At 70.5% G+C, this 22978-nt stretch carries 21 protein-coding genes; 4 read left to right on the top strand and 17 right to left on the bottom strand.

From position 1 onward, the window contains the following. Positions 1–35 precede the first annotated feature (35 nt). Both R2B38_RS38580 and R2B38_RS38575 read left to right on the top strand, forming a co-directional pair. A complete protein-coding gene (locus R2B38_RS38580; protein ID WP_318020449.1) occupies positions 36–761 on the top strand; it encodes an SDR family oxidoreductase in 726 nt (241 codons plus the stop codon). Positions 762–787: 26 nt separating this feature from the next. Further along, positions 788–1159, top strand: a complete 372-nt coding sequence (locus R2B38_RS38575) for a hypothetical protein (RefSeq protein WP_318020448.1) — start codon at positions 788–790, stop codon at positions 1157–1159. A 7-nt stretch (positions 1160–1166) separates the two neighbouring features. On the opposite strand, the gene R2B38_RS38570 is transcribed toward R2B38_RS38575, so the two are convergent. From R2B38_RS38570 to R2B38_RS38560, 3 genes are all read right to left on the bottom strand, one after another. Then, positions 1167–2030 (bottom strand): Fpg/Nei family DNA glycosylase, encoded by an 864-nt coding sequence (locus R2B38_RS38570; RefSeq protein WP_318020447.1) that lies wholly within the window; start codon positions 2028–2030, stop codon positions 1167–1169. A 36-nt stretch (positions 2031–2066) separates the two neighbouring features. Continuing rightward, positions 2067–4133: a SpoIIE family protein phosphatase gene (locus R2B38_RS38565; protein WP_318020446.1), complete on the bottom strand. Its 2067-nt coding sequence runs from the start codon at positions 4131–4133 to the stop codon at positions 2067–2069. Between the two features lie 69 nt (positions 4134–4202). Further along, positions 4203–5585 carry a DUF6777 domain-containing protein gene (locus R2B38_RS38560; RefSeq protein WP_318020445.1) on the bottom strand — a complete coding sequence of 461 codons (1383 nt, stop codon included), beginning with the start codon at positions 5583–5585 and terminating at the stop codon, positions 4203–4205. A 135-nt stretch (positions 5586–5720) separates the two neighbouring features. Between R2B38_RS38560 and R2B38_RS38555 the strand changes: the two genes are divergently transcribed. Beyond that, positions 5721–7142, top strand: coding sequence for a lipase maturation factor family protein (locus R2B38_RS38555; RefSeq protein WP_318020444.1), 1422 nt, complete (start codon positions 5721–5723; stop codon positions 7140–7142). Here R2B38_RS38555 and R2B38_RS38550 read toward each other — a convergent pair. The 8 genes from R2B38_RS38550 to R2B38_RS38515 are packed head-to-tail and all read right to left on the bottom strand — an operon-like array spanning position 7130 to position 15021. Continuing rightward, entirely contained in the window at positions 7130–7969 is an 840-nt protein-coding gene (locus R2B38_RS38550; RefSeq protein WP_318020443.1) for an amidohydrolase family protein, read from the bottom strand. The genes R2B38_RS38555 and R2B38_RS38550 overlap by 13 nt on opposite strands. Then, entirely contained in the window at positions 7966–8280 is a 315-nt protein-coding gene (locus tag R2B38_RS38545) for an L-rhamnose mutarotase (protein WP_318020442.1), read from the bottom strand. Before R2B38_RS38545 ends, R2B38_RS38550 begins: the two co-directional genes overlap by 4 nt. Beyond that, positions 8277–9266 carry an aldo/keto reductase gene (locus R2B38_RS38540; RefSeq protein WP_318020441.1) on the bottom strand — a complete coding sequence of 330 codons (990 nt, stop codon included), beginning with the start codon at positions 9264–9266 and terminating at the stop codon, positions 8277–8279. Before R2B38_RS38540 ends, R2B38_RS38545 begins: the two co-directional genes overlap by 4 nt. Then, entirely contained in the window at positions 9263–10018 is a 756-nt protein-coding gene (locus R2B38_RS38535; RefSeq protein WP_318020440.1) for an SDR family oxidoreductase, read from the bottom strand. The genes R2B38_RS38540 and R2B38_RS38535 overlap by 4 nt, the downstream gene beginning before the upstream one ends. Further along, positions 10015–11355: an L-fuconate dehydratase gene (locus tag R2B38_RS38530; protein WP_318020439.1), complete on the bottom strand. Its 1341-nt coding sequence runs from the start codon at positions 11353–11355 to the stop codon at positions 10015–10017. The genes R2B38_RS38535 and R2B38_RS38530 overlap by 4 nt, the downstream gene beginning before the upstream one ends. A gap of 57 nt (positions 11356–11412) precedes the next feature. Continuing rightward, the gene (locus tag R2B38_RS38525) at positions 11413–12441 is read right to left on the bottom strand and encodes an ABC transporter permease (RefSeq protein WP_318020438.1); all 1029 of its coding nucleotides are present in this window, start codon (positions 12439–12441) and stop codon (positions 11413–11415) included. Next, the gene (locus R2B38_RS38520) at positions 12434–13939 is read right to left on the bottom strand and encodes a sugar ABC transporter ATP-binding protein (protein ID WP_318020437.1); all 1506 of its coding nucleotides are present in this window, start codon (positions 13937–13939) and stop codon (positions 12434–12436) included. Before R2B38_RS38520 ends, R2B38_RS38525 begins: the two co-directional genes overlap by 8 nt. Next, positions 13936–15021 (bottom strand): sugar ABC transporter substrate-binding protein, encoded by a 1086-nt coding sequence (locus R2B38_RS38515; RefSeq protein ID WP_318020436.1) that lies wholly within the window; start codon positions 15019–15021, stop codon positions 13936–13938. The genes R2B38_RS38520 and R2B38_RS38515 overlap by 4 nt, the downstream gene beginning before the upstream one ends. Positions 15022–15184: 163 nt before the next feature. Between R2B38_RS38515 and R2B38_RS38510 the strand changes: the two genes are divergently transcribed. Then, complete coding sequence (locus R2B38_RS38510; RefSeq protein ID WP_318020435.1) at positions 15185–15913, top strand: FadR/GntR family transcriptional regulator; 729 nt, start codon at positions 15185–15187, stop codon at positions 15911–15913. A 254-nt stretch (positions 15914–16167) separates the two neighbouring features. On the opposite strand, the gene R2B38_RS38505 is transcribed toward R2B38_RS38510, so the two are convergent. Genes R2B38_RS38505 through R2B38_RS38480 form a run of 6 tightly spaced genes read right to left on the bottom strand, consistent with a single transcriptional unit; the run spans position 16168 to position 22973 of the window. Next, on the bottom strand, positions 16168–16635 hold the full coding sequence (locus R2B38_RS38505; RefSeq protein WP_318020434.1) for a DUF4231 domain-containing protein: 468 nt from the start codon (positions 16633–16635) through the stop codon (positions 16168–16170). A 47-nt stretch (positions 16636–16682) separates the two neighbouring features. Beyond that, positions 16683–19700 (bottom strand): alpha-mannosidase, encoded by a 3018-nt coding sequence (locus tag R2B38_RS38500; RefSeq protein WP_318020433.1) that lies wholly within the window; start codon positions 19698–19700, stop codon positions 16683–16685. A 56-nt stretch (positions 19701–19756) separates the two neighbouring features. After that, complete coding sequence (locus R2B38_RS38495; protein WP_318020432.1) at positions 19757–19891, bottom strand: hypothetical protein; 135 nt, start codon at positions 19889–19891, stop codon at positions 19757–19759. After that, entirely contained in the window at positions 19888–21144 is a 1257-nt protein-coding gene (locus tag R2B38_RS38490) for a cellulase family glycosylhydrolase (protein WP_318020431.1), read from the bottom strand. Before R2B38_RS38490 ends, R2B38_RS38495 begins: the two co-directional genes overlap by 4 nt. A gap of 42 nt (positions 21145–21186) precedes the next feature. Continuing rightward, entirely contained in the window at positions 21187–22089 is a 903-nt protein-coding gene (locus tag R2B38_RS38485) for a carbohydrate ABC transporter permease (RefSeq protein ID WP_318020430.1), read from the bottom strand. Continuing rightward, a complete protein-coding gene (locus R2B38_RS38480) occupies positions 22086–22973 on the bottom strand; it encodes a sugar ABC transporter permease (RefSeq protein ID WP_318020429.1) in 888 nt (295 codons plus the stop codon). Before R2B38_RS38480 ends, R2B38_RS38485 begins: the two co-directional genes overlap by 4 nt. Positions 22974–22978: the final 5 nt, after the last annotated feature.

The following is a 22978-nucleotide window of genomic DNA, read 5'->3' as shown; positions in this document are numbered from 1 at the left end:
GGTTCGGCGGCTCCGGCTGCGGAATCGTCGTCCCCATGAACGTTTCCAACGATTCCACAGCACTCGTCACCGGTGCCAACAAGGGCATCGGCAAGGAAATTGCCCGTCTGCTGGTCGCCGAGGGATTCACGGTCCACGTCGGCTCGCGCGACGCGGGCCGGGGCGAGCGGACCGTAGCGGAACTGGGCGGCGGGGCACGGCTGTTGACCCTCGACGTCACGGACCCCGACAGCATCGCGAAAGCGGCACACCAGGTGAACACCCTGGACGTCCTGGTCAACAACGCGGGCATCATGGCCGGCGGCAGCCCGGCACCCGAGGCGGACCTCGACGACTTCCGCCGCACCTACGAGACGAACGTCTTCGGCGTCCTGGCCGTCACCAACGCCTTCCTCCCGGCCCTGCGCCGCTCCCCGCACCCCCGCATCGTCAACATCTCCAGCGGCACCGGCTCCCTGACCTGGAGCGCCGACCCGGACCGGGAGTTCGCCGCCCACGCCGGAGCGGGCGCCGCGTACCGCTCGTCGAAGTCGGCCCTCAACGCCCTGACCCTCTTCTACGCCCAGTCCCTCGCGGCGGCGGGCTTCAAGGTGAACGCGCTGGCCCCCGGCCTGCGGGCGACGGACCTCAACGAACGGGCGGCCGCGAGCGACGGGGATCCGGCGGAGGCGGCACGCGGGGCCGTCGACCTGGCGCTGCTGCCGGACGACGGGTTCACGGGGCGGTTCCTGTCGTGGGACGGGACGGGGGTGCCCTGGTGAGCTGAGCGGCGGGGCATCCTGTGGCGATGGACGACACCCAGCCGGCACAGCGCATCCGATCCGTACTGCTGCGCGGCCTGTGGCGCGACGCGATCGACGGCTGGGGCGCCCCGGGCGCGCTGGACCGACTCCCGGCCGCCCGAAGGCTGCTCGCCGCCGGGGCGGACGGGGACGACCTTGTCCGTCTGGTCCGGGCCGTCGCGTACGAGGCGGTGTTCGCGACGCTCGACGTCCTCGACGAGGGCGGCCCCGTGCACGACCCGGACGCGGTCGGCGGCTGGGTGGTCATGGAGAGAGCCGAGGACGGATCGCCGACCGGGCAGGCTCTCGCCGGGCTGCACGAAGACCTGCTGACGACGGACCCCGGCGGGCGCGACGGGGCCGGCCTCTGGCTGTAGGGCCCCGCTATTTGAGCAGCCGCGACAGTCTGCGGTCCGCCAGTGGCCTGCCGCCCGTCTGACAGGTCGGGCAGTACTGGAGGGAGGAGTCGCTGAAGGAGACCTCGCGGATGGTGTCGCCGCAGACCGGGCAGGGTTCGCCGGTGCGGCCGTGGACGCGCAGGCCGCTCTTCTTCTCCGCCTTCAGGCGGCCCGCCGCCACGCCTCGGGAGCGCTCGACGGCCTCGGTGAGGGTGGTGCGCAGGGCCGTGTAGAGCGTGTGCGTCTCGGCCGGGGTCAGGGACGACGCCAGTTTGAACGGGGACATCTTCGCCGCGTGCAGGATCTCGTCGCTGTAGGCGTTGCCCACCCCGGCGATGAGGGTCTGGTCGCGCAGGGCGCCCTTGAGCTGGCGGCGTTCGTCCTTCAGGAGGGCGGCGAAGGCCGGCTCGTCGAAGGCGTCGGCGAGCGGGTCGGGGCCGAGGCGGGCGACGCCCGGGACCTCGTGCGGGTCGGCGACGACGTACACCGCGAGACGCTTCTGGGTGCCCGCCTCCGTGAGGTCGAAGCCCTCGCCCGTCTCCAGGGCCACGCGGAGCGCGAGGGGGCCCTTGCCGGGGCGGGGCGGGCCGTCCGGGAGGCGGTCCTTCCAGTGCAGCCAGCCCGCGCGGGCGAGGTGGGTCACGAAGTGCGGGCCGCCGTCCGTCTCGACGTCCAGGAACTTGCCGTGCCGGTGCACGGCCACCACCTCGTGCCCCTCCAGCGCGGTGGGCGGAGGGTCGTACGTCTTCAGGACGCTGATGGCGACGGGCAGCACCCGGACGATCTCGTGGCCGACGAGGTGTTCGGTCAGGAAGTCCTTCAGCGCTTCGACCTCGGGGAGTTCCGGCATACGTCCAGGGTGCCATCAGAGGCCTGCGGGGTCAGCTCAGGTGCGGTCCGGGACCAGGAACTCGCACCACACGCACTTGCCGCTGCCGCGCGCCTCCACGCCCCACACGTCCGTGAGCAGGTCGACGAGGAGCAGTCCGCGCCCGGAGACCCCGTCGTCACCCGCCTCGCGGCGGCGCGGGAGGGCGCTGGAGGAGTCCTCGACCTCGACGCGCAGCCGCCGTTCGGTGCCGTTGAGGACCCTGAGGGTGACGATCGCGGAGCCCTCGGTGTGCATGAGCGCGTTGGTGATCAGCTCGTCGGCGACCAGCTCCACCTCGTCGGACCGCTCGCCCGCGCCCCAAGCGCGGACCGCCGCCCGGATCATGTGCCGCGCCCCCGTGAGGGCCTCGGAGTCACCCGGCGCCACATGCTGCTGGAGCCGCCCGCCGGACTGCGGTGCGTCGAGCCCGCGCCGGCGCAGCAGGAGCAGCGCCACGTCGTCCTCACCGCCGCGTTCCTCGGCCACGTCGATGAGCAGATCGGCGAGGTCGCGTACGTCGTCGGGGCCGGAGGCGATGAGCGCGGCGAGGGTCTGCATACCGTCGTCGAGGTCGGCCCCTGGCTGTTCGACGAGGCCGTCGGTGCACAGCAACAGGGTCTCGCCCGGGTCGAGTTCGATGGTGGAGACGGGATATTCGAGCCGCCCGAACTCGGCGGAGAGCCCGAGCGGCAGCCCGCCCACGACGGTCATACGGCGGGACGTCCCGTCCAACTGCCGTACCAGCGGGTCGATATGACCCGCCCGGACCACCTGCACCACTCCGGTCGACAGATCGACCTCGGCGTAGAGGCAGGTGGCGAAGCGCTCGGTGTCCAGTTCGTGCAGGAAGACGGAGGCGCGGGCCATCACCGTGGCCGGCGTGTGCCCCTCGGCGGCGTACGCCTTGAGGACGATGCGCAGCTGCCCCATGACGGCGGCCGCGTGCGTGTCGTGCCCCTGGACGTCGCCGATGACCGCGCCGACCCGCCCGCCCGGCAGCGGGATCAGGTCGTACCAGTCACCGCCGATGTCCCGCCCGAGCTTCGCGGACCGGTAGCGCACGGCGACGTCGGCGCCCGGGACACTCGGGATCGCGCGCGGCAGCATCGCCTGCTGAAGACCCTGCGCGAGGTCCTTCTCCTGCTCGTAGAACATCGCGCGCTGGAGGCTCTGCGCGATGCTGCTGCCCAGCGCCACGAGCACATTGCGCTCGTCCGCCGAGAAACCGCTCCGGTCGTTGTACAGCAGCCCCATCGCGCCGATCGGCCGGGCCTGCGCGATCAGCGGCAGATACGCGGCGGCGGTGATGTTCAGCTCGGTGATGTGCTGCCACAGCAGCGGGTACCGCTCGGCGAACTCCTCGGGCGACTCGATGAACGCCGGACTGAGGGTCCGTACGACGTCCGCCATCGGGTACGGCTCGTCGATCCGGATGACCTCCCGGCCGGGCACGACGCTTCCCTCGGCGACCAGGCGGATACGGCCGGCCTCGACCAGCCCCATGATCAGTCTGGTCGCGCCGAGGTGGACGAGACCGTGGGTGTCCTTGAGGACGTCGATGACGTCCTGGACGGTACGGGCGTGCGCGAGGGCGGCGGTGGTGAGCTGCACGACGTTGGTCTGCCGGCGCAGCGCCGCGTCCTGGGCCGCCTGCTCGCGGCGGGCCGCGCTCTCGGCGAGTTCCTGCGTGGCGTCCCGGATGATGCCGATGATCCGGCGTGGACGGCCCGTCTCGTCGCGCCGGATGTAGCCCTGGGTGTGGGTCCAGCGCAGGGTGCCGTCGCGCAGCCGCATCCGGAAGTAGGCGCCGTAGTTCTCGCTGCCGTCCTTCAGCGCCTGGGAGACCAGACCGTCGAGCCGGTAGCCCTCGGGCGGCGGCACCCGGATCGCCAGCGACTCGGGGCGGCCGTCGTATTCGTCGGGGCGCAGGTCGAAGACCTCGTGGGCCTGGGCGTCCATGTGGAACAGACCGTTGTCCAGGTCCCAGTCGAAGCTGCCCATGCGGTTGAGCGCCAGGATCGGGTCCGGGTGGGCGGGCCAGTCGTCCGGGAGTGACAGGGCGCTCGCTCCCCGATCAACCATGCGGCCCACCTTGCCAGGATCTGCCCGATTATTCGACTTGTCCGAGCGCTACGACGGCTCCCTGCGCGGTCAGCCGTCGAACACGTTCGTCGGGCTGTCGAAGATGCTGCCCGTGGTCGTGTCGTCGGGGATCAGTCCGCCGCCGTCGGGCAGGTCGGGGGTCTCCGGCACGCTCGGCGGACCGATCTCGTCCGGGGAGCCCTGGTCCTGGGACGGCGCCGGTACGACCGTCCCGGCGCTCGGGGTGGTGCCGCGCTGGGACGGGGTGAGCGTGCCGCCGGGCGGGCTGGTCGTCGGGGTGGCCGTGACGGTGGCGGCGGGGCAGTCCGTGGGTCCGGGGGACGCCCCAGCGTCGCCGGGCACGCCCGGGGTCACCGTGACGGTCGGGGTGACACAGCCGGTGGCCGGGCCCTTCGGGGTGGGACTGCCGCCGGGCGACACGCTCTCGTCGCTCGGCGAGGGGCTCGTACCGCCACTCGGACTCTGGGAGGCCCCAGCACTGGCACTGGCACTGTCGCTCGGGCTCTGCGAGGGACGCGTACTGGTGCCGGGCGGAACGCCGGACCCGCTGTCGTGCGGCCGCGGCGACGGCCCGGTGTGCGACGGCGTCGGTGTCGGCGGCACGTGCGGCGGCCGGGGTACGACGTGGTCGTGATGGGGCCCGTGATGACCGAGAGGCCGTTCGATCCAGGTGTTGTCGACGATGTCGATGATCGTGATGTTGGTGATCACCTGGGGCGCCGGGGTCACCACGACCACCCCGGCGGGCCGGAACCCGGACCAGGGCCGGCCGTTGTCACCCATCGCACCCTGGCCCGCCGTACCCGCCTTGAGCGGGTTGCCGCAGGCGCAGCGGACCCGGGGCACGCCCCGGTTGTCGACGAGGACGGCGGTACCGGCCTGGAGGACCGACTGGAACCCGGTCACCCGCGCGTCCCGGAACCCGTGGTTGGTGACCTGGGTGTCGGCACGCAGCACGACCGAGGTCAGCCCGCGCAGATAGCCGGGGATCGCGCCCGGGGAGATCCCCTCGGCCTGCGCGAAGGCGCCGGCCTTGGCCTGGTCGCGGGTGAGATAGGAGATCTGCCGCTCCACGTCACAACTGCCGGTCCGCGCGGTCCCGCCGTACAGCCCGGGAGTGGCACCGGAGACGGAACGCATACGGCCGGACGGCGTGGACACGGTCCCGGTGGGTGTCACCGGCGGAGGCGTCGACCGGGGAGGTGCCGACCGCGAAGGTGTCGATTGCGGCGTTCGGGTGACCCTTGGTGGAGCGCTCGGCGCGGTGGCCGTGGAGTCCGTGAAGGGGTCGGGGCCCTGTGCCGAGACGGGCTGCAGAAAGACCTCGCCGCTCGACTTCGTGTCCTTGCCGCCGTCGCCGCCGCACCCGGCGACGAGGAGCGTCGCGGAGAGCGCGCAGGCCGTGGCGATGGTTCCGGTGGATGTGCGCACCAGGTTCTCCCGCCTCAAGCCGGGTGATTCGCCACTATTGTCTGCTTCACTCACTTGGGTTACGCAACCGGAGGCATGGAACACGGAGAGTGAAGGTCTGCTCGGGCGCGACGACGGAGGGAGGAGCACACGGTCATGGGATGGTTCACCGCACCCGACTACTGGCTGAGCCGACTGGTCTTCCAGCGGGCGTTGGCCGCCCTCTACCTCATCGCGTTCCTCACGGCGGCCCGCCAGTTCCGCGCGCTGATCGGCGAACGCGGCATGCTGCCGGTCCCCCGCCTCCTCGCCCGGATGCCGTTCCGCCGGGCCCCGAGCATCTTCCAACTCCACTACACGGACCGCTTCTTCGCGACTTGCGCGTGGACGGGCTGCGCGGTCTCGGCGGCCCTCGCCGCCGGACTCGACTCCCGACTTCCGCTCTGGGGCGGGATGTTGCTGTGGCTGCTGCCCTGGGTCCTCTACCTGTCGATCGTCAACGTGGGCCAGACCTGGTACGCGTTCGGCTGGGAGTCACTGCTGCTGGAGGTCGGGTTCCTGGCCGTCTTCCTCGGCAACGACAAGGTGGCCCCGCCGGTCGTGGTGCTGTTCCTGCTCCGCTGGATCCTGTTCCGGGTGGAGTTCGGCGCGGGCCTGATCAAGCTCCGGGGCGACGCGTGCTGGCGAAAACTGACCTGCCTGGACTTCCACCACGAGACACAGCCGATGCCGGGCCCGCTGAGCTGGTTCTTCCACCACCTCCCCCGCCCCCTGCACCGGGCCGAGGCAGCCGCCAACCACATCACCCAACTCCTCGTCCCCGTCCTCCTGTTCACCCCTCAGCCGATCGCCACGGCCGCCGCCTCCCTGATGATCGCCACCCAGCTGTGGCTGGTCCTGTCCGGCAACTTCTCCTGGCTGAACTGGATCACCATCGTGCTGGCCGTCTCCGCGATCCACCTCCCCCACACACCGCCGCCGGTACCCGACCCGCCCGTCTGGTACGAGGCCGTGGTCCTCACGGTCGCGGCCATGCTTCTCCGGCTCAGCCACCGCCCGGTGCGCAACATGATCTCCCCCCGCCAGATCATGAACCGCTCCTTCGACCCGCTCCATCTGGTCAATTCCTACGGCGCGTTCGGCACCGTCAGCCGCATCCGCTACGAGGTGGTGGTCGAGGGCACGACGGACGCCGTACCCCGCGAGGACTCCGGCTGGCGGGAGTACGAGTTCAAGGGCAAGCCGGGCGAACCTCGGCGCTGGCCACGCCAGTTCGCGCCGTACCATCTCCGGCTGGACTGGATGATGTGGTTCGCGGCCCTCTCCCCCGGTTACGCCGACCCGTGGTTCGGCGCCCTGGTGGAACGCCTCCTGGAGAACGACCGCGACACGCTACGGCTGCTGCGCCGCTCCCCGTTCCCGGCCGACGCACCCCCGCGCTTCGTCCGTGCCCGTCTCTTCCGCTACCGCTACACGAGCTGGCGGGAGTTGAGGGAGACGGGCGCGTGCTGGGAGCGGACGTTCGTGCGGGAGTATCTGCCGCCGACGCGGCTGGCGGCGGACACTCAGAGGCTGTAGACGCGGGTGGCCGTGCCCTCGAAGACCTCGGCGCGTTCGGAGGCGCTCAGATCGTCGGTCAACTCGGCTGTCGCAGCGGCGACTTGGCCGTACGTCGCCGCCAGTGTGCACACCGGCCAGTCCGAACCGAACATCAGGCGGCTCGGGCCGAAGGCGTCGAGTGCGGTGTCCGCGTAGGGGTGGAGGTCCTCCGCGCTCCAGGTCTTCCAGTCGGCCTCCGTGACCAGGCCGGACAGTTTGCAGTAGGTGTTGGGGAGCGCGGCGAGGGAGCGGAGGGAGGTCGCCCAGGGTTCCTGTTGTCCCGAGGCGATGGACGGTTTGCCCAAGTGGTCGAGGACGAAGGTGAGTTGGGGCAGGGCGGCGGACACTTCCACGGCGGCCGGGAACTGGTGGGGCAGGACCAGCAGGTCGTAGACGAGTCCCGCGTCGGCGACGGCAGTGAGGCCCCGGCGTACGTCTGGGCGCAGCAGCCAGTTGGGGTCGGGCTCGCCCTGTACCTGGTGGCGGATGCCCTTGAGGTAACGGCCGCCGGGGAGTTCGCGCAGGCGCGCTAGTTCGTCGGTGATGTCCGGGCGGGTGAGGTCGCTCCAGCCGACGACTCCGGCGATCAGGTCGTGGGCGTCGGCGAGGGCGAGGAACTCCGGGGTCTCCTCGGCGACGGTGATCGTCTGGACCAGGACGGTCCGGTCGACGCCGGCCGCGCGGGCCTCGGGTACGAGGTCGGTGACGGTGAAGTCCCGGCGCAGGGGCTCGAGTTCGGGGCCGGTGATCCAGTCCTGGTCGCGGACCGAGAGGTCCCAGACGTGGTGGTGGGCGTCGACAGTCATGGCAGCTCCCATACGACGGGCAGGCCCGCGTCGGCGCCCTGGCCGGAGTAGTCGTGCACCACGGTGAGGAGCTGGGCCATGCGCGCCTGCCAGGCCACGTTCACCGGGAGCTGGTCCAACTCGGTGAGCAACCGGGCGTAGTCGTCGCATTCCAGGACGTGGAAGAGGTCCGTGCCGCTGCGCCAGATCGTCCAGGAGGTGGCACCGGCGGCGCGGATCGCGGCGGTGAGCTCCTTGGGGACGTCGTGGTGGGCGCTCTCGTACTCGGCGATGCGGTCGGGGCGGACCTTGGTGTGCAGGGCCACTCTCATGACGGCTCCTCGGCGGGGATCGGGGCGTCGGCGGACAGCAGCCCCGTTTCCCGCAGCTCCTGCCAGAACCCGGCGGGCACGGCGACGGCGAACTGCTCGGCGCAGTCCCGCACTTCGGCCTCCGACCTGGCCCCGACGAGGACGCTCGCCACAGCCGGGTGAGCCGCGCAGAAGGCCAGCGCGGCCGCCCGCAGCGTGATGCCGTGGCGCTCGGCCACGGCCTTCATGCGCAAGGCGCGGTCCAGCAACTCCCAAGGCGCCTGGGCGTAGTTGTACGTCGCGTCCGGCTTCGGGTCCGCCAGCAGGCCCGAGTTGAAGGCCCCGCCGATGACCACCGACTTGCCGCGTGCGACGGCCGCCGGGAGCAGTTCGGCGAGGGCGCTCTGGTCGAGCAGGGTGTAGCGCCCGGCGCACAACACGACATCCACGTCCGTGTCCTGGACGAACCGGGTGAGCATCTCGGCCTGGTTCATGCCCGCGCCGATCGCCCCGACGACACCCTCCGCGCGGAGCTTCTCCAGGGCCGGATAGCCCTCACGGAAGGCCTGTTCGGCGTGGTCGTCGGGGTCATGGAGGTAGACGATGTCGACGCGGTCGAGGCCGAGCCGTTCGAGGCTGGCGTCCAGGGTGCGGCGTATCCCGTCGGCGCTGAAGTCCCAGACGCGGCGCCGGGTGGCGGGCACGGCGAAGCCGTCGGCGAGGTCGTCGCCGGTCACCGTCTCCACGGGTTCCAGGCGTCGTCCGACCTTCGTGGAGATCGCGTACTCCGCGCGCGGGCGGTCACTCAGCGCGGCTCCGAGACGGCGCTCGGAAAGGCCGATGCCGTAGTGGGGCGCGGTGTCGAAGTAGCGGATCCCTTGCTCCCAGGCCGTGTTGACGGCCCGGTGCGCCTGCTCGTCGTCGACCTCGGTGAACAGGTTGCCGAGCGGGGCGGTACCGAGGCCGAGCCCGCCGACCTCGACCCCGCTCTGCCCGAGGGCGCTCACTGGCCCACCGGCCGCAGCCGCAGCCCCTGCATGCCGCCGTCCACGGCGAGCGACGTACCGGTCGTGGCGCCGGACAGCGGGCTCGCCAAGTAGGCGACGGCGCCCGCGACTTCGGCCGCCGAGACGAGACGGCCCGAGGGCTGGCGGGCGGCCAGGGCGGCGCGTTCGGCGGCCGGGTCGGGAGCGGAGTCGAGGAGGCGGCCGACCCAAGGGGTGTCCGCGGTACCGGGGTTGACGCAGTTCACGCGGACGCCCTCGCGCAGGTGGTCGGCGGCCATGGCGAGGGTGAGGGAGTACACGGCGCCCTTGGTGGCGCTGTACAGGGCGCGTTGGGGCAGCCCCGCCGTGGCCGCGATGGAGCAGGTGTTGACGATCGCCGCGTGGGACGACTCGCGCAGCTGCGGGAGGGCGGCGCGGGCGACGCGGACCATGCCGAGGACGTTCACGTCGAAGACGCGGTGCCACTCCTCGTCGTCGTTGTCCTCGACGGTGCCCTGGGCGCCGATGCCCGCGTTGTTGACCACCACGTCGAGCCCGCCGAGGTCGGCGACGGCGGCGGCCACAGCCTGCCGTATGGACGCGTCGTCGGTGACGTCGGCGCGGTAGCCGAGCAGCGGCTTCTCGACGGAAGAGGGGTCGAGGTCGAGCACGGCCACCAACGCACCGCGTTCGGCGAGGAGTTCGGCGGTGGCCCGGCCGATGCCGGAGGCGCCGCCGGTCACCAGGGCCTTGAGGCCCTCGAAGTCGGTCATGCCGCGTGTCCCTTCTGGCGGTCGAGGTCGGCGGCCCAGAAGGTGCCGTCGGGGAAGGTGTAGCGCGCGATGGACTCGGGCCGCATGGTGGCCGAGAACCCGGGTGCGGTGGGTGCCATGTAGTGACCCTCCCTGATCACCACCGGATCGAGGAAGTGGTCGTGCAGATGATCGACGTACTCGATGACGCGGTCGTCGGTCGTCCCGGCGACGGCGAGGTAGTCGAACATCGAGAGGTGCTGGACGAGTTCGCACAGTCCGACGCCGCCCGCGTGCGGGCAGACGGGGACGCCGAACTTGGCGGCCAGCAGCAGGATCGCGAGGTTCTCGTTGACGCCGCCGACGCGCGCCGCGTCTATCTGGAGGATGTCGAGAGCGCCGGCCTGGAGCAACTGCTTGAAGACGATGCGGTTCTGCACGTGTTCGCCGGTGGCGACCTTCACCGGGGAGACGGCCGCGCGGATCGTGGCGTGGCCCAACACGTCGTCGGGGCTGGTGGGTTCCTCGATCCAGTACGGGTCGAACTCGGCGAGTGCCTTGGTCCAGCGGATCGCCTCGGCCACGTCCCAGCGCTGGTTGGCGTCGATCGCCATCCGGATGTCGGGCCCGACCACCGAACGGGCCACCCTGCAACGGCGGATGTCGTCGTCGAGGTCCGCGCCGACCTTGAGCTTGATCTGCCGGAAGCCGTCGGCCACGGCCTGCGCGGCGAGCCGGGTCAGCTTCTCGTCGTCGTAGCCGAGCCACCCGGCGGAGGTGGTGTAGGCGGGGAAGCCGCGCTCCAGCAGGATGTTCCTACGACCTTCCGCGCCCGCCCTGCCCCGGCGCAGGATGTCGAGGGCCTCGGCCGGGGTGAGCGCGTCGGTGATGTACCTGAAGTCGATCTGGCTGACGAGCCATTCGGGGTCGGCGTCGGCGAGGAGCTGCCACAGCGGTTTGCCGGCGCGCTTGGCGGTGAGGTCCCAGGCCGCGTTGATCACGGCGCCGATCGCCATGTGCATCACGCCCTTCTCGGGCCCCAGCCACCGGAGTTGGCTGTCGCCGATCAGCTCGCGGTTCAACGACCCCGGATCGGCGCAGAGTTGGTCCACGGACCGGCCGATCACATGGTGCCGCAGCGCGTCGATCGCGGCGACCTGGACATCATTGCCCCGCCCGATGGTGAAGGAGAACCCGTGCCCCTCGTGCCCGTCGGCCGCGTCGGTGCGCAGCACGACGTACGCGGCCGAGTAGTCGGGGTCCGGGTTCATCGCGTCGGAGCCGTCGAGCTCGCGCGACGTCGGGAAACGGATGTCGTAGGTGTCGACCGCGATCACGCGGGCGGGGGTCGGGGACACGGAAGGCCTTTCGGTCGGGTACAGGGATCCGGTGCCGTGCGGGTGCCGGAGGGGGTCCTAGTCCTGGGCTCGGCCGGTCGTCACGCGGGCGATCATGAGGGCGACCAGGATGATCCCGCCGTAGATGGCCTGGATCCAGAAGGACGGGACCTGGGCGAGGGTGAGGAGGTTCTGGACAACTCCCAGCAGGAGTACGCCCGTCAGGGCGCCGAACATGGTGCCCTTGCCGCCGTCGAGGCTGATGCCGCCGATGACGGCAGCCGCCATCACGGTGAAGATCATGTTGTTGCCCTGGTTGGCGCTGATCGCGCCGACGTAGCCGGTCTGCATGATGCCGCCCACCGAGGCGAGGACGCCCGCGATGACGGAGACCCCGAGGAGCATCCGGTCGACGCGGATGCCGGCCGCGCGGGCCGCCTCCTGGTTGCCGCCGATCGCGTACAGGGCGCGGCCGACGCGGTGGTACTTGAGCACGACCCCGGCGACCGCGAAGCAGACCGCGGCCAGCCACACCGACATCGGGACGTTCAGGAAGGTGCTGGTGGCCAGGGTGAAGAAGGAGTCCGGCATCCCGAACAGCGTCTTGCCCTTGGTGGCGCCGACCAGCAGTCCGCGCAGCACGATCAGCATGGCGAGGGTGACGATGAAGGCGTTGAGCTTGAGCTTCACCACGAGGATGCCGTTGAAGGCGCCGATGATCCCGCCGACCACGAGGATCGCGACGAGGGCGAGCGGGGCCGACCATTCGGTGCCCCAACCGGACTCGGCGGTCGGCAGGACCAGCAGGGCGCCGATGGCGGGCGCGATGCCGACCACCGACTCCAACGACAGGTCGATCTTGCCGGTGATCAGGATCAGGGACTCGGCCAGGACCACCATCGCGAGGGCGGCGGAGGCGCCCAGGATGGAGATCAGGTTCCGTTCGGTGAGGAACGAGTCGTTGACGATCGCGCCGAGAACCAGCAGCACCAACAGGGCTGGTACGAGAGCGAGTTCACGGGCCCGGCGGAGCAGGACCGTCCGGGCCGAGCGCGCCCCGGCGGCGCGGGGGGCGGCGAGCGCCGGGGCCGCCTTGGTGTCAGCCATGGTCCACTCCTTCGATGGAGGCGATCAGCTCGTGGTCGCGCCAGCCCGCCGGGTGCTCGGCGACGACACGGCCGTGGAAGAGAACGAGGACGCGGTCGCAGCGCCGCAGGTCGTCGAGTTCGTCGGAGACGACGAGCACGGCGGTGCCGTCGTCGCGGGCGCTGTCCATGCGGGCGAGCAGTGACTCCTTGGACTTCACGTCGACGCCCGCGGTGGGGTTGATGAGGACCAGCAGCCTCGGGTCGGAGGCGAGCGCGCGGGCCATGACGACCTTCTGCGCGTTGCCGCCGGACAGGTCGGAGACGGGCTGTTCGGGGCCCTCGGTATGGATGTCGAGGCGGTCGATCAGCTCGGTGGCGAACGCGCGCTTGCGCTCGGTGCCGACGAACCCGAAGCGGCCGAGCCGGTCCAGCACCGTCATGGTCGCGTTGTCCCCGATGGACATCCCGAAGACCAGCCCTTGTCCGTGCCGGTCGCGCGGTACGCAGCCCACCCCGGCTTTCAGGGAGGCCTGCACATCACCGAACGGCAGCTTCTCGCCGTCGAGTTGGGCGCTCCCGCCGGTCGGTGTGTACAGCCCGGTGAAGGACTCGGCCAGCTCGATCTTGCCGCTGCCGCTGGATCCGGCGAGTCCGACGACCTCGCCCTTGCGGACGGTGAGGTCGACGTTCTCGTACGACTCGGAGGTGAGCCCGCGTGCGTCGAGGAGGACGGGCGCCTCGGTGTCCAACTCCCTGAGCTGGACTTCGAGTTCGTCGATGGACTCCCCCGCCATGGCCTCCACCAGGGCCCGGCGCGGGAGGTCGGCGACCGGTGCGGTGGTGATCCAGCGGGCGTCGCGCAGCACGGTGACGGTCTGGCACACCTCGTACACCTCCTGGAGGTGGTGCGAGATGAACAGGAAGGTGACACCGGACTCTTGGAGCGCCCGCATGCGCGTGAAGAGTCGCTCGATCTCCCGGTTGTCGAGCTGTGCGGTCGGCTCGTCCAGGACGATGAACCGGGCGCCGAAGCTCAACGCCCTCGCGATCTCCACCATTTGGCGGTCCTCGACCTTGAGGTCGGCGGTGCGCGCCTCGGGGTCGACGTGCACGTCCCAGGTGTCGAGGAGTTCGGCGGCCTCGGTGCGGAGCCGGCGCCAGCTGATGATGCCGCCCCGGGACTGCGGCTGACGGTTGATGAAGAGGTTCTCGGCGACCGTCAACTCGGGGACGACGGTGGGCTTTTGGTAGACGCAGGCGACCTTGGCGCGCCAGGCGTCGCGGTCGGTGAGCGGGGGCGCGGGCTCGCCGTCGAAGCGGACCGTGCCCTCGTCAGGGGCCTGGAGTCCGGTGAGGACGGTGACGAGGGTGGACTTGCCGGCGCCGTTGCGGCCGACGAGGGCGTGGGACTCGCCCGGCAGCACGGTCAGTTGACCGTCGGCGAGGGCGACGGTCGGGCCGTACCGCTTGGCGATTCCCGTCGCCTCCACCAGCGGAGTGGTCAGTGGGCTGCTCATTTGACCGTGTTGCCCCAGAGCTTGGCGTCGTCGACGTTGTCCTTGGTGACCAGGGGCGCGGGGAGCTGGTCCTCCAGGATGCCGCTGGGCAGCTTGACGATCGTGGAGTCGTGGTCGGTGGGGCCGGGCTTGAAGGTCTTCCCCGCCATCGCGGCCTTGATGTAGTACATGCCGTACTTGGCGTAGGCGTCGGCCGGTTGGGAGACGGTGGCGTCGATCTCGCCCTTGCGGATCGCGTCGAACTCCTGCGGGATGCCGTCGTTCGAGACAATCGTGATGTGCCCGGCCTGACCCGCCTTCTTCAACAGCCCCTTGGACTTGAGGGTTTGGAGGGTCGGCGCGAGGTAGACGCCGCCCGCCTGCATGTAGATGCCCTTGATGTCGGGGTTGGCGTTGAGGAGCGTGTCCAGCTTCGAGGCGGCCGTGTCGGACTCCCACTTGGCGGGGATCTCCAGCACCTTGAGCTTCGGGTACTTCTTCTTCACGCAGGCCCTGAACGCCTCCGACCGGTCACGGCCGTTGACGGACGCCAGGTCGCCCATGATCTGGACGACCTTGCCGCTGGTGATGTGCGCCCCGAGGTACTCGCAGGCCTTCTCGCCGTACGCGACGTTGTCGGCGCGCACGACCATCGCGACCTTGCCCTTGTCGGGCGCCACGTCGACCGCGACGACCGGCACGCCCTTGCGCTCGGCCTGGTCGAGGCCGGCTTCGATGGCGGCGCTGTCCAGCGGTGCGACGACCAGGCCCTTGACACCCTGGTTCAGCTCGTTGTTGATGTCGGTGATCTGCTGCGAGGGGTCGCTGTTGGAGTTGACCGTCTTCAGTGCCTGGACACCTTCGGACTTCGCCATCTTCGGCACGTAGTCGTTGTACGACTGCCAGAACGGCGAGGTCAGCAGGGGCAGGATCACTCCGACCTTGCCCGTGCCGCCCCCGCCGGAGCCGGCCGCGCCGGTGTCCTTGGTGCTGCCGCATGCCGTGAGCGCGAGGGTGCCGCACGCGGCCGCAGCCGTCGCACGCACCGCCCACGAGGAGAAACGCCTGCCTTGTCGTCCGTTGCGCACTGTGCTGCCGGCCATCTGTCGGGCTCCTCATCGAGCGGGTTCGAGCAGTTGCCGGAATATTTATCAGACCACTTCGGGGCTACAACACCCTCAGGAGCCAAATTTTCGCGCTTTCTGGCCGTAGTGGTCCGACCACATCCGTGGCTAGACTGCGCGGACCGGCGACAGGAGGAGTGGCGTGGACGAGACCCTGCCGAGTGAGACGGACCCGGGGGCCGCCGCGCCGAAGGGCACGGTGACGCAGCGCGCCATCGACTCGATCAAGGCCCTGATCGGCGAGGGCCGCCTGGAGCCGGGGCAGCGGCTGCCCACCGAACGCGATCTCGCGGCCCAACTGGGCATCTCCCGCAGCTCGATGCGCGAGGCGATCCGCGCGCTCACGGTGCTGGGCGTGCTGGAGGCGCGGCACGGTTCGGGCATCTACGTCACGCAGTTGGAGGCCGGCGACCTGCTGGAGACCTTCGGTGTCGTCGCCGACCTCTCGCGGGGCCCGGGCCTGGTGGAACTCCTCGAAGTCCGCCGCATCCTGGAGTCGACGGCGACAGCTTTGGCCGCGGCCCGCATCACCCCGGACCAGTTGGCCGAGGTCGAGAAACACCTCACGGCGATGAACGCCACCGACGACCCCGAGGAGATCCTCGCCCACGACCTCGCCTTCCACCGCGAGATCGCCGCCGCCGCCGGCAACGACACCATGGCCGCGATCCTGGAGGGCCTGTCGTCGCGCACGTTCCGCGCCCGCGTCTGGCGCGGCTACCAGGAGGAGGGCGCCTTCGCCCGCACCCGCCGCGAACACGCCGCGATCCACCGCGCGTTGGTGGCCCGCGACCCGGAAGCGGCCCGCGCGGCGGCGGCCTCGCACGTGGGTGAGGTCGAGGAGTGGCTGCGGGCGCAACTCGCCCCCTAGAAGCAGGAGTTCAGGTGCCCTGACATCCGGGCTGTGCTGGGCGTGACGGGGGCCGCGGCGAACAGCGGGCAGGTGCAGCCACTCTGTACCGTGCGCTCAATCTCCGCCCGCCCAGAGAGACCCGCCGAAGGAGGACTAAGCCCCGAAGGGGCGAGTCCTCCAGGGGCGCGGGGCTGCATCGATATGCGGCTCCGCCGCGCGGGCGCGACCAGCCCCCACGCACCCGCAGCCAAAAATCCGCCCGGTCCCAGCCCTCAACCGCCGGACGCAGGCAATGGCGGTTCCCCCCTCTGCCCCTGCACCTCCGCCCATCCCCGCAGTTCGCTCGTGCCCACCTCGTCGATCGCCCGGTGCAGAGCGGCCCGCGCGTCCGCGTCACGCTCGGCCTGGGGCAGCAGCAGGTAGCGGTCGATCGCCCGGCGCAAACCCTCCCGCGCCTGGGCGGCCAGAACCCAGCGCGAGCCCGGGCTGAAGAGTTGGCGCATGCCGGTGAAGAAGACGGCGCTGCCCGCGATCAGGGCGGTGAGCCAGGCAGGCGCGTGCAGTCCCGCCGCCACGACCGTCGCGGACGTGGCGGCGAGAGCGCCGAGTTCCGTCGTGTAGTGCAGCCACCTGGCCCGGTCGCACGCCCCCGCGTAGAACTCCAACTCCTGCCGGGCAAGCCCCAGTAGAGGATCGGGTTGGGAGGCCCAGGCCTGGCCGACGGCCGTTCTTCGTCTCATCGCCACATCATCGGGCGATCACGGCCGCCGGCGAAAGGCGTTCCGGGTCAGGACCGTCGGAACCGCAGCGTCACCAGCTCGAACGGGCGCAGTCGCAGGGTAAGTTGATCGCCCTCGCGGGTCACCTCCCCGGCGTCGGCCGACGGCCGCTCCAGCAGGTCCACGGCCTCCACGGCGTCGAACGCGAAGCCCAGCGTCAGTGTCGCCCTGGCCCGTCCCCCGTGGGCCTCGTGGAAGCGGACCACGACGTCACCGCTCCCGTCGTCGGCCAGTTTCACCGCCGTGATGACGACCGCGTCCCGGTCGACGCCGACCAGCGGCGCAACCTCCTGTCCGCCCTCAACTCGCCGCTCCGGCAGGTTGATTCGCCACCCTTCGCGGACCGCGTCGCCGATGCCCGCGCCGGGCACCAGTGCGTGCCGGAAGCGGTGGACGCCCTGGTCGGTCTCGGGGTCCGGGAAGCGCGGGGCGCGGAGGAGGGAGACACGGACGGTGGTGGTCGTACCGTGGTCGCCGTCGCCGCGGACCGTACGGGTCACATCGTGGCCGTACGTCGAGTCGTTGACGACGGCGACGCCCCAGCCGGGTTCCTCCATGTGGACGAAGCGGTGGTTGCAGGCCTCGAACTTGGCCGCCTCCCATGACGTGTTGGTGTGCGTGGGCCGGTGGAAGTGCCCGAACTGGGTCTCGGACGCGTACCGTTCGGCGTGCACGTCCAGCGGGAACGCGAGCTTCAGGAACTTCTCGGTCTCATGCCAGTCGACCTCGGTGTCGATGAGCAGCCGCCGCTCCCCGGGGGCGAGGGACAGGAGCTGGGTGACCTTGGACGCGCCGAAGGACCGTACGATCCGCACGGCGTTGTTCCCCTCGGCCACGACCTCCTCCGCGTCCGTGAGGTCGGTGACCGTGTTCCGGTAGAACTCGTCGACGTCCCAGGCGTCCCACATGTTCGGGAAATCCGGGTGGAGTTGGAGCAGGTTGGAGGCTCGGCCGGGGGCGATCGTCTCGCGGTCGGCCGTGATGTCGTAGGCGGAGACGACGAGTCCCCGGGCGTCGATCTCGACACGGAGGAGACCGTTCTCCAGTACGTGTCCGCCGCCGACCCGGGTCGCGAGTGCCGTCTCGCCCTCGACGGCCGGGGTCTGGGCGCCGCCTGCGGGGACACCCTCGCGGGTGTGGGGCGCGGAGTTGAAGAGGAGAGGGGTCGTGCCCTCGCCCGCCAGCGCGTGCTGGGCCGCGTCGATGACGGCGTTGAGTTCCGCGGCGAGGCGCTCGTAGGTCCGGCGGGCCTCGCGGTGCACCCACGCGATGGAGGAGCCCGGCAGGATGTCGTGGAACTGGTGCAGCAGGACCGTCTTCCAGATCCGGTCCAAGTCCTCGTACGGGTAAGGGAATCCGGCCCGTACGGCAGCCGTCGCCGCCCACAACTCCGCCTCGCGCAGGAGGTGTTCGCTGCGGCGGTTGCCCTGCTTGGTCTTGGCCTGGCTGGTGAGGGTGGCGCGGTGGAGTTCGAGGTACAACTCGCCGACCCAGACCGGGGGTTCGGGGTATTCGGCCTCCGCCTTCTCGAAGAACTCCTTCGGAGTCTCCCAGGCCACGGTCGCCGAGCCTTCGAGGTCACGCAGCCGGGCCGCCTTCGCGACCATCTCGCGCGTCGTGCCGCCGCCTCCGTCGCCCCAGCCGGTGGGCGCGAGGGAGTGGCGGGCGACGCCCTTGTCCTTGAAGTTGCGTGCCGCGTGGGCGATCTCGCGGCCCTGCATGGAGCAGTTGTAGGTGTCGACGGGCGGGAAGTGGGTGAAGATCCGGGTGCCGTCGATGCCCTCCCAACGGAAGGTGTGGTGCGGGAACTTGTTGGTCTGCGACCAGGAGATCTTCTGCGTCAGCAGCCACTTGGAGCCGGCGGCCTTGATGATCTGCGGGAGTCCGGCGGCGAAGCCGAAGGTGTCGGGCAGCCAGGCCTCCTCGTTCTCGATGCCGAACTCGTCGAGGAAGAACCGCTTCCCGTGCACGAACTGACGGGCCATCGCCTCCGAGCCCGGCATGTTGGTGTCCGACTCCACCCACATACCACCGGCCGGCACGAACCGCCCGTCCGCCACCGCCTTCTTGACCCGCGCCCACACCTCGGGCCGGTGCTCCTTCACCCAAGCCCACTGCTGGGCCTGGGACATGGCGAAGACGAAGTCGGGCTCGTCGTCAAGGAGGGCCGTCATGTTGGACGTTGTGCGCGCCACCTTGCGGACCGTCTCGCGCAACGGCCACAACCACGCCGAGTCGATGTGCGCGTGCCCGATCGCGCTGATGCGGTGCGCGGACGGGACGGCAGGCGTCGACAGGACGGCCGTGAGCTGCGAACGGGCGCGCTCCGCCGTGCCGTTGACGTCTTGGAGGTCGACCGCGTCCAGCGCCTTCTCGATCGCCCGCAGCAGGTCCCAGCGGCGCGCCGCGTCCACCGGCAGCTCGGCCATCAGCTCGCCGGCGACCTCCAGGTCGAGGACGAGGTTCCAGACGTTCTCGTCGAGGACCGCGAGATCCATGCGGGTCAGCGTGTACTGGGGCTCGCTGCCGGCGGTCTCCTTGTCGCCCAACTGGGTCGGCAGGAACGGGTGGTAGTCCAGGACCACCGGGTTGGACGCGGCCTCGATGTGCAGCCGCACCTCCTCGCCACCGGCGACGGGCGCGCCGATCCTGACCCACTGGTTGCGCGGGTTGAGGCCCTTCACGGGGGTGCCGTCGGGCCGGTAGACGAGGCCCTCGCACTGGAAGCCGGGCATGTTCTCGTCGAAGCCGAGGTCCAGCAGCGCCTCGACGGTCTTCCCCGCCCACTCCTGGGGGACGGTCCCGGTGACGCGGAACCAGCTGGTGCCCCAGGGAGCACCCCACCGGCCACCCACCTCGATCGGTTCGGGTGTGCCCGCGAGCCCCTCGGCCACGGGCACCGGCTCGTCGGGCGCGTGCCAGACGGCCACCTCCAGCGGCACGGACTCGGGATACACGGCGGGACGGATGCGCTCTTCGAGGACGCGCTTGAGGCGGGCTTCGACCAGGCTGCGGTCGTCATGCATGTGGGGTGCTCCGTAGCTCGGTTGCGGGTTGGGTCACGGGTGGTGCCAGTCGGGTGTCACCAGGCGTACGCGACGGTCACGGGGGCCGACGCTGTGTAGAGCTCCCCTGTCACGCGCAGTTCGAACCACGCCTGCCGCACGCCCTGTTCGGCGAGCAGGACGCCGCTTCTGGTGGGGCATCGGGGGTTCACGAACTGGTGCCTCCTTGTCGGGTGGGGAGCACCTGGTCGGGAGTGACGACTTCGGTGATGCCCCGCGCGGCGAGGTGTTCCTTGTCGTCCGCGCGCACGTCGAGGACGGTCGCCGGGCGGACCCCGTCGGCGACGAGCCGGAAGTAGGCGTCGAAGACCTGCCCACCGGGACCGCAGCCCGAACGGACCGACGGATCGGCGGGCACGACGAGCGCCGTGGTGCGCGCGGCGGGTTCGTACGTGGGGTCGCGGGCCGCCTCCGCCAACACCAGCGCGATGTCCTTGGGCTGCCGGTCGTTGGTCAACAGGCCCAGCCCGTACTCGAGTTCGGGGAAATCCGCGAGCTCGCGGGACACGTCGTGCGAGCACCACCAGGTGATGCCCCAAAGGTCAGGGCAGTCAAGGGCGTTGGCGATGGTGGCGGAGGCGAAGTCGGCCGCGTGCTCGGCGGGCACGAGCGGCTGGGGCGCGCCGACCTCCTGGAGCCAGACGGGCCGGTGCGGTTCCTCGGCCCACGCCTTGCTCAACTCGACCAAGTACGCGGCATGATGCTCGGAGGGGACCGAACTACGGCCGTGGCGCTGGGCGGTGCCGTTGAAGACCCAGGAGTGCACGGCCGTCATCGCACCGTGGCGGGCGGCCTGGGCCGGGGTGAACGGCATGTCGTCCTGGTACCAGGTCGCGTCGTACTCGGCGTGCAGATGCGGCTTGCCGGGCGCACCCTCCGCACAGGCCGCGAGCATCCGCTCCAGCCAGACGTCGATCTGCTCCTCCGTCGCCCGGTCGGGGTCCGGATGCGGGCCCGCCGAGAACTGGTTGACCTCGTTGCCGAGCGTCATGCCGATGAAGTGGGGGCGGTCGGCGAGAGCGGCGGCCAGCGTGCGCAGGTAGGCGGCCTGGCCGTCGAGGACGTCGGGGTCGGTGAAGAGGTTGCGCCGGTGCCAGGTCCGGGTCCACGCGGGCAGGTAGTCGAAGCTGCTCAAGTGCCCTTGCAGACCATCGACGTTGACGTCGAGCCCACGCTCACCGGCTGCGTCGACCAGCTCAACCAGCTGTTCCACGGCCTTCGTTCGGATCATGGTCCGGTTGGGCTGGAAGTACGGCCACAGCGGGAAGACGCGGATGTGATCGAGACCCAGCTCTGCGATCGAGTCGAGGTCGGCGCGTACGGAGTCGAGGTCGAAGTCGAGCCAGTGGTGGAACCACCCCTGGCTGGGCGTGTAGTTGACGCCGAAGCGCACGGCAGAAGACATAGGGATCCTGGTTCTGTAGTGCGTACCTGAATGCGGGGAACGTCAGCCCTTGACCGCGCCTTCGCCCACGCCCCGGAAGAAGTACCGCTGGAGGCAGGCGAAGAGGGCGATCAGCGGTGCCACGGCGATGACCGTGCCGGCGGCGACCAGGCGTTCGTCGTTGGCGAAGGTGCCGTGCAGATAGTTGAGGCCGATGGTGAGCGTGAACTTGGACGGGTCGCTGAGCACGATGAGCGGCCACAGGAAGTCGTCCCAGGCGCCCATGAAGGCGAAGATGGCGACGACGGCGATGGTGCCCTTCACGGACGGCAGCGCGATCCGCAGGAACCGCTGCCACACGTTGGCGCCGTCGACGTAGGCGGCTTCCTCTATCTCGTAGGGCAGGTTGAGGAAGGCGTTGCGCATCAGCAGCACGTTCATCGCGCCGATGCAGCCCGGGAGGACCACCCCGATCAGGGTGTTGTTCAGGCCCAGCTCCCGCATGGTGGTGAACTGGGCGATGATGATGCCCTCGACCGGCACGAGCATCGCGAGGATGAAGACGAGGGTGGCCACGCGGCGGCCCCGGTACCGCAGCCGGGCCAGCGCGTAACCCGCGAGGGCCGAACCGACGCAGTTCGTCACGACGTTGCCGGCGGCGACCTTCAGCGAGTTGAAGGCATAGTCCCAGACGGGGATGGTGTCGGCGACCCGCTTGTAGTTGTGCAGGGTGGGGTGTTCGGGGAGGAAGGTCGGCGGCGAGCTGTAGATGTCCTCGGTCGGGCCCTTGAGCGAGGTGGAGAGCTGCCACACGAAGGGGCCGACTGTTATGGCGAGGACGATCAGCAACAGGGCGTAGCGCAGGGCGAGTTCCCAGACGCGGATGCGGCGGCCGTGCTCGTCCGTGACGCGGGGTTCGCGAACCGCCGTCTCCTGGACGGGCCTTGTGCGCTCGATGACGCTCAAGAGTCTTCCTTCCGGTCGGCCCGCAGCACGAGCAGCATCAGCGCGACGGTGACGACGAAGACGACGACCGAGAGCGCGGAGGCGTACCCGACCCGGCCGGTCAGACCGGTGCCGGTGCGCTGGACGAGCATCACGAGGGTGGTGTCCTCACCGGCCGGTCCGCCACTCGGGCCCGCCATCAGATAGACCTCCGAGAACACCTTGAAGGCGGCCACCGAGGACAACGCGCCCACCAGCACCATCGTGGAACGGACGGCGGGCACGGTCACCGTGAAGAACCGGCGCACCGCGCCCGCGCCGTCGACCGAGGCGGCCTCGTGCAGTTCGCGCGGGACACTGGCGAGCGCGGCCAGGTAAATGATCATGTAGTAGCCGAGGCCCTTCCAGACCGTGACGGCCATGGCGCTCAGCAGGAGCAGCCACTGATCGCTGAGGAACCCGACCTTGCCGACACCGATCGTCTCCAACAGCGAGTTGACCAGGCCGCGTTCGTCCAGAAGCCACACCCAGATCAGCCCGACCACGACGATCGAGGCGACGACCGGCGTGTAGAAGGCGGACCGGAAGAAGGTGATGCCGGGGATGTTCTTCTGCACCAACAGGGCGAGCAGCAGCGGGAGTACGACGAGTGCGGGCACCACCCCGACGATGTACAGGGTGCTGTTGCGCAGGCCGGTCCAGAACATGTCGTCATGCCACAGCTCGCGGAAGTTGGCGAAGCCGACGAAGTGGCCCGGTATCAGGGTGCGCCGGTCCGTGAAGGAGTTGATCACGGTGGAGGCGAAGGGATAGAGCACGAAGGCGCCGACGACGAGCAGCCCGGGGGCGGCGAACAGCCAGGGACTGGTGGGCAGTTGGCGCCGCACGCGGGACACGTCGGCCATGGAAA

It is taken from the genome of Streptomyces sp. N50 (assembly GCF_033335955.1).
Classification (GTDB): domain Bacteria; phylum Actinomycetota; class Actinomycetes; order Streptomycetales; family Streptomycetaceae; genus Streptomyces.
The sequence above is the reverse complement of the archived record's forward strand: the minus strand, read 5'-3'. Positions and strand labels throughout refer to the sequence as shown.

What these genes read in the sequence shown, in the direction of transcription:
- R2B38_RS38580 (WP_318020449.1), top strand. Translation starts at nt 36, where the DNA reads ATGAACGTTTCCAACGATTCCACAGCACTCGTCACCGGTGCCAACAAG.
- R2B38_RS38575 (WP_318020448.1), top strand. Translation starts at nt 788, where the DNA reads ATGGACGACACCCAGCCGGCACAGCGCATCCGATCCGTACTGCTGCGC.
- R2B38_RS38570 (WP_318020447.1), bottom strand. Translation starts at nt 2,030, where the DNA reads ATGCCGGAACTCCCCGAGGTCGAAGCGCTGAAGGACTTCCTGACCGAA.
- R2B38_RS38565 (WP_318020446.1), bottom strand. Translation starts at nt 4,133, where the DNA reads ATGGTTGATCGGGGAGCGAGCGCCCTGTCACTCCCGGACGACTGGCCC.
- R2B38_RS38555 (WP_318020444.1), top strand. Translation starts at nt 5,721, where the DNA reads ATGGGATGGTTCACCGCACCCGACTACTGGCTGAGCCGACTGGTCTTC.
- R2B38_RS38550 (WP_318020443.1), bottom strand. Translation starts at nt 7,969, where the DNA reads ATGACTGTCGACGCCCACCACCACGTCTGGGACCTCTCGGTCCGCGAC.
- R2B38_RS38545 (WP_318020442.1), bottom strand. Translation starts at nt 8,280, where the DNA reads ATGAGAGTGGCCCTGCACACCAAGGTCCGCCCCGACCGCATCGCCGAG.
- R2B38_RS38535 (WP_318020440.1), bottom strand. Translation starts at nt 10,018, where the DNA reads ATGACCGACTTCGAGGGCCTCAAGGCCCTGGTGACCGGCGGCGCCTCC.
- R2B38_RS38525 (WP_318020438.1), bottom strand. Translation starts at nt 12,441, where the DNA reads ATGGCTGACACCAAGGCGGCCCCGGCGCTCGCCGCCCCCCGCGCCGCC.
- R2B38_RS38520 (WP_318020437.1), bottom strand. Translation starts at nt 13,939, where the DNA reads ATGAGCAGCCCACTGACCACTCCGCTGGTGGAGGCGACGGGAATCGCC.
- R2B38_RS38515 (WP_318020436.1), bottom strand. Translation starts at nt 15,021, where the DNA reads ATGGCCGGCAGCACAGTGCGCAACGGACGACAAGGCAGGCGTTTCTCC.
- R2B38_RS38505 (WP_318020434.1), bottom strand. Translation starts at nt 16,635, where the DNA reads ATGAGACGAAGAACGGCCGTCGGCCAGGCCTGGGCCTCCCAACCCGAT.
- R2B38_RS38500 (WP_318020433.1), bottom strand. Translation starts at nt 19,700, where the DNA reads ATGCATGACGACCGCAGCCTGGTCGAAGCCCGCCTCAAGCGCGTCCTC.
- R2B38_RS38490 (WP_318020431.1), bottom strand. Translation starts at nt 21,144, where the DNA reads ATGTCTTCTGCCGTGCGCTTCGGCGTCAACTACACGCCCAGCCAGGGG.
- R2B38_RS38480 (WP_318020429.1), bottom strand. Translation starts at nt 22,973, where the DNA reads ATGGCCGACGTGTCCCGCGTGCGGCGCCAACTGCCCACCAGTCCCTGG.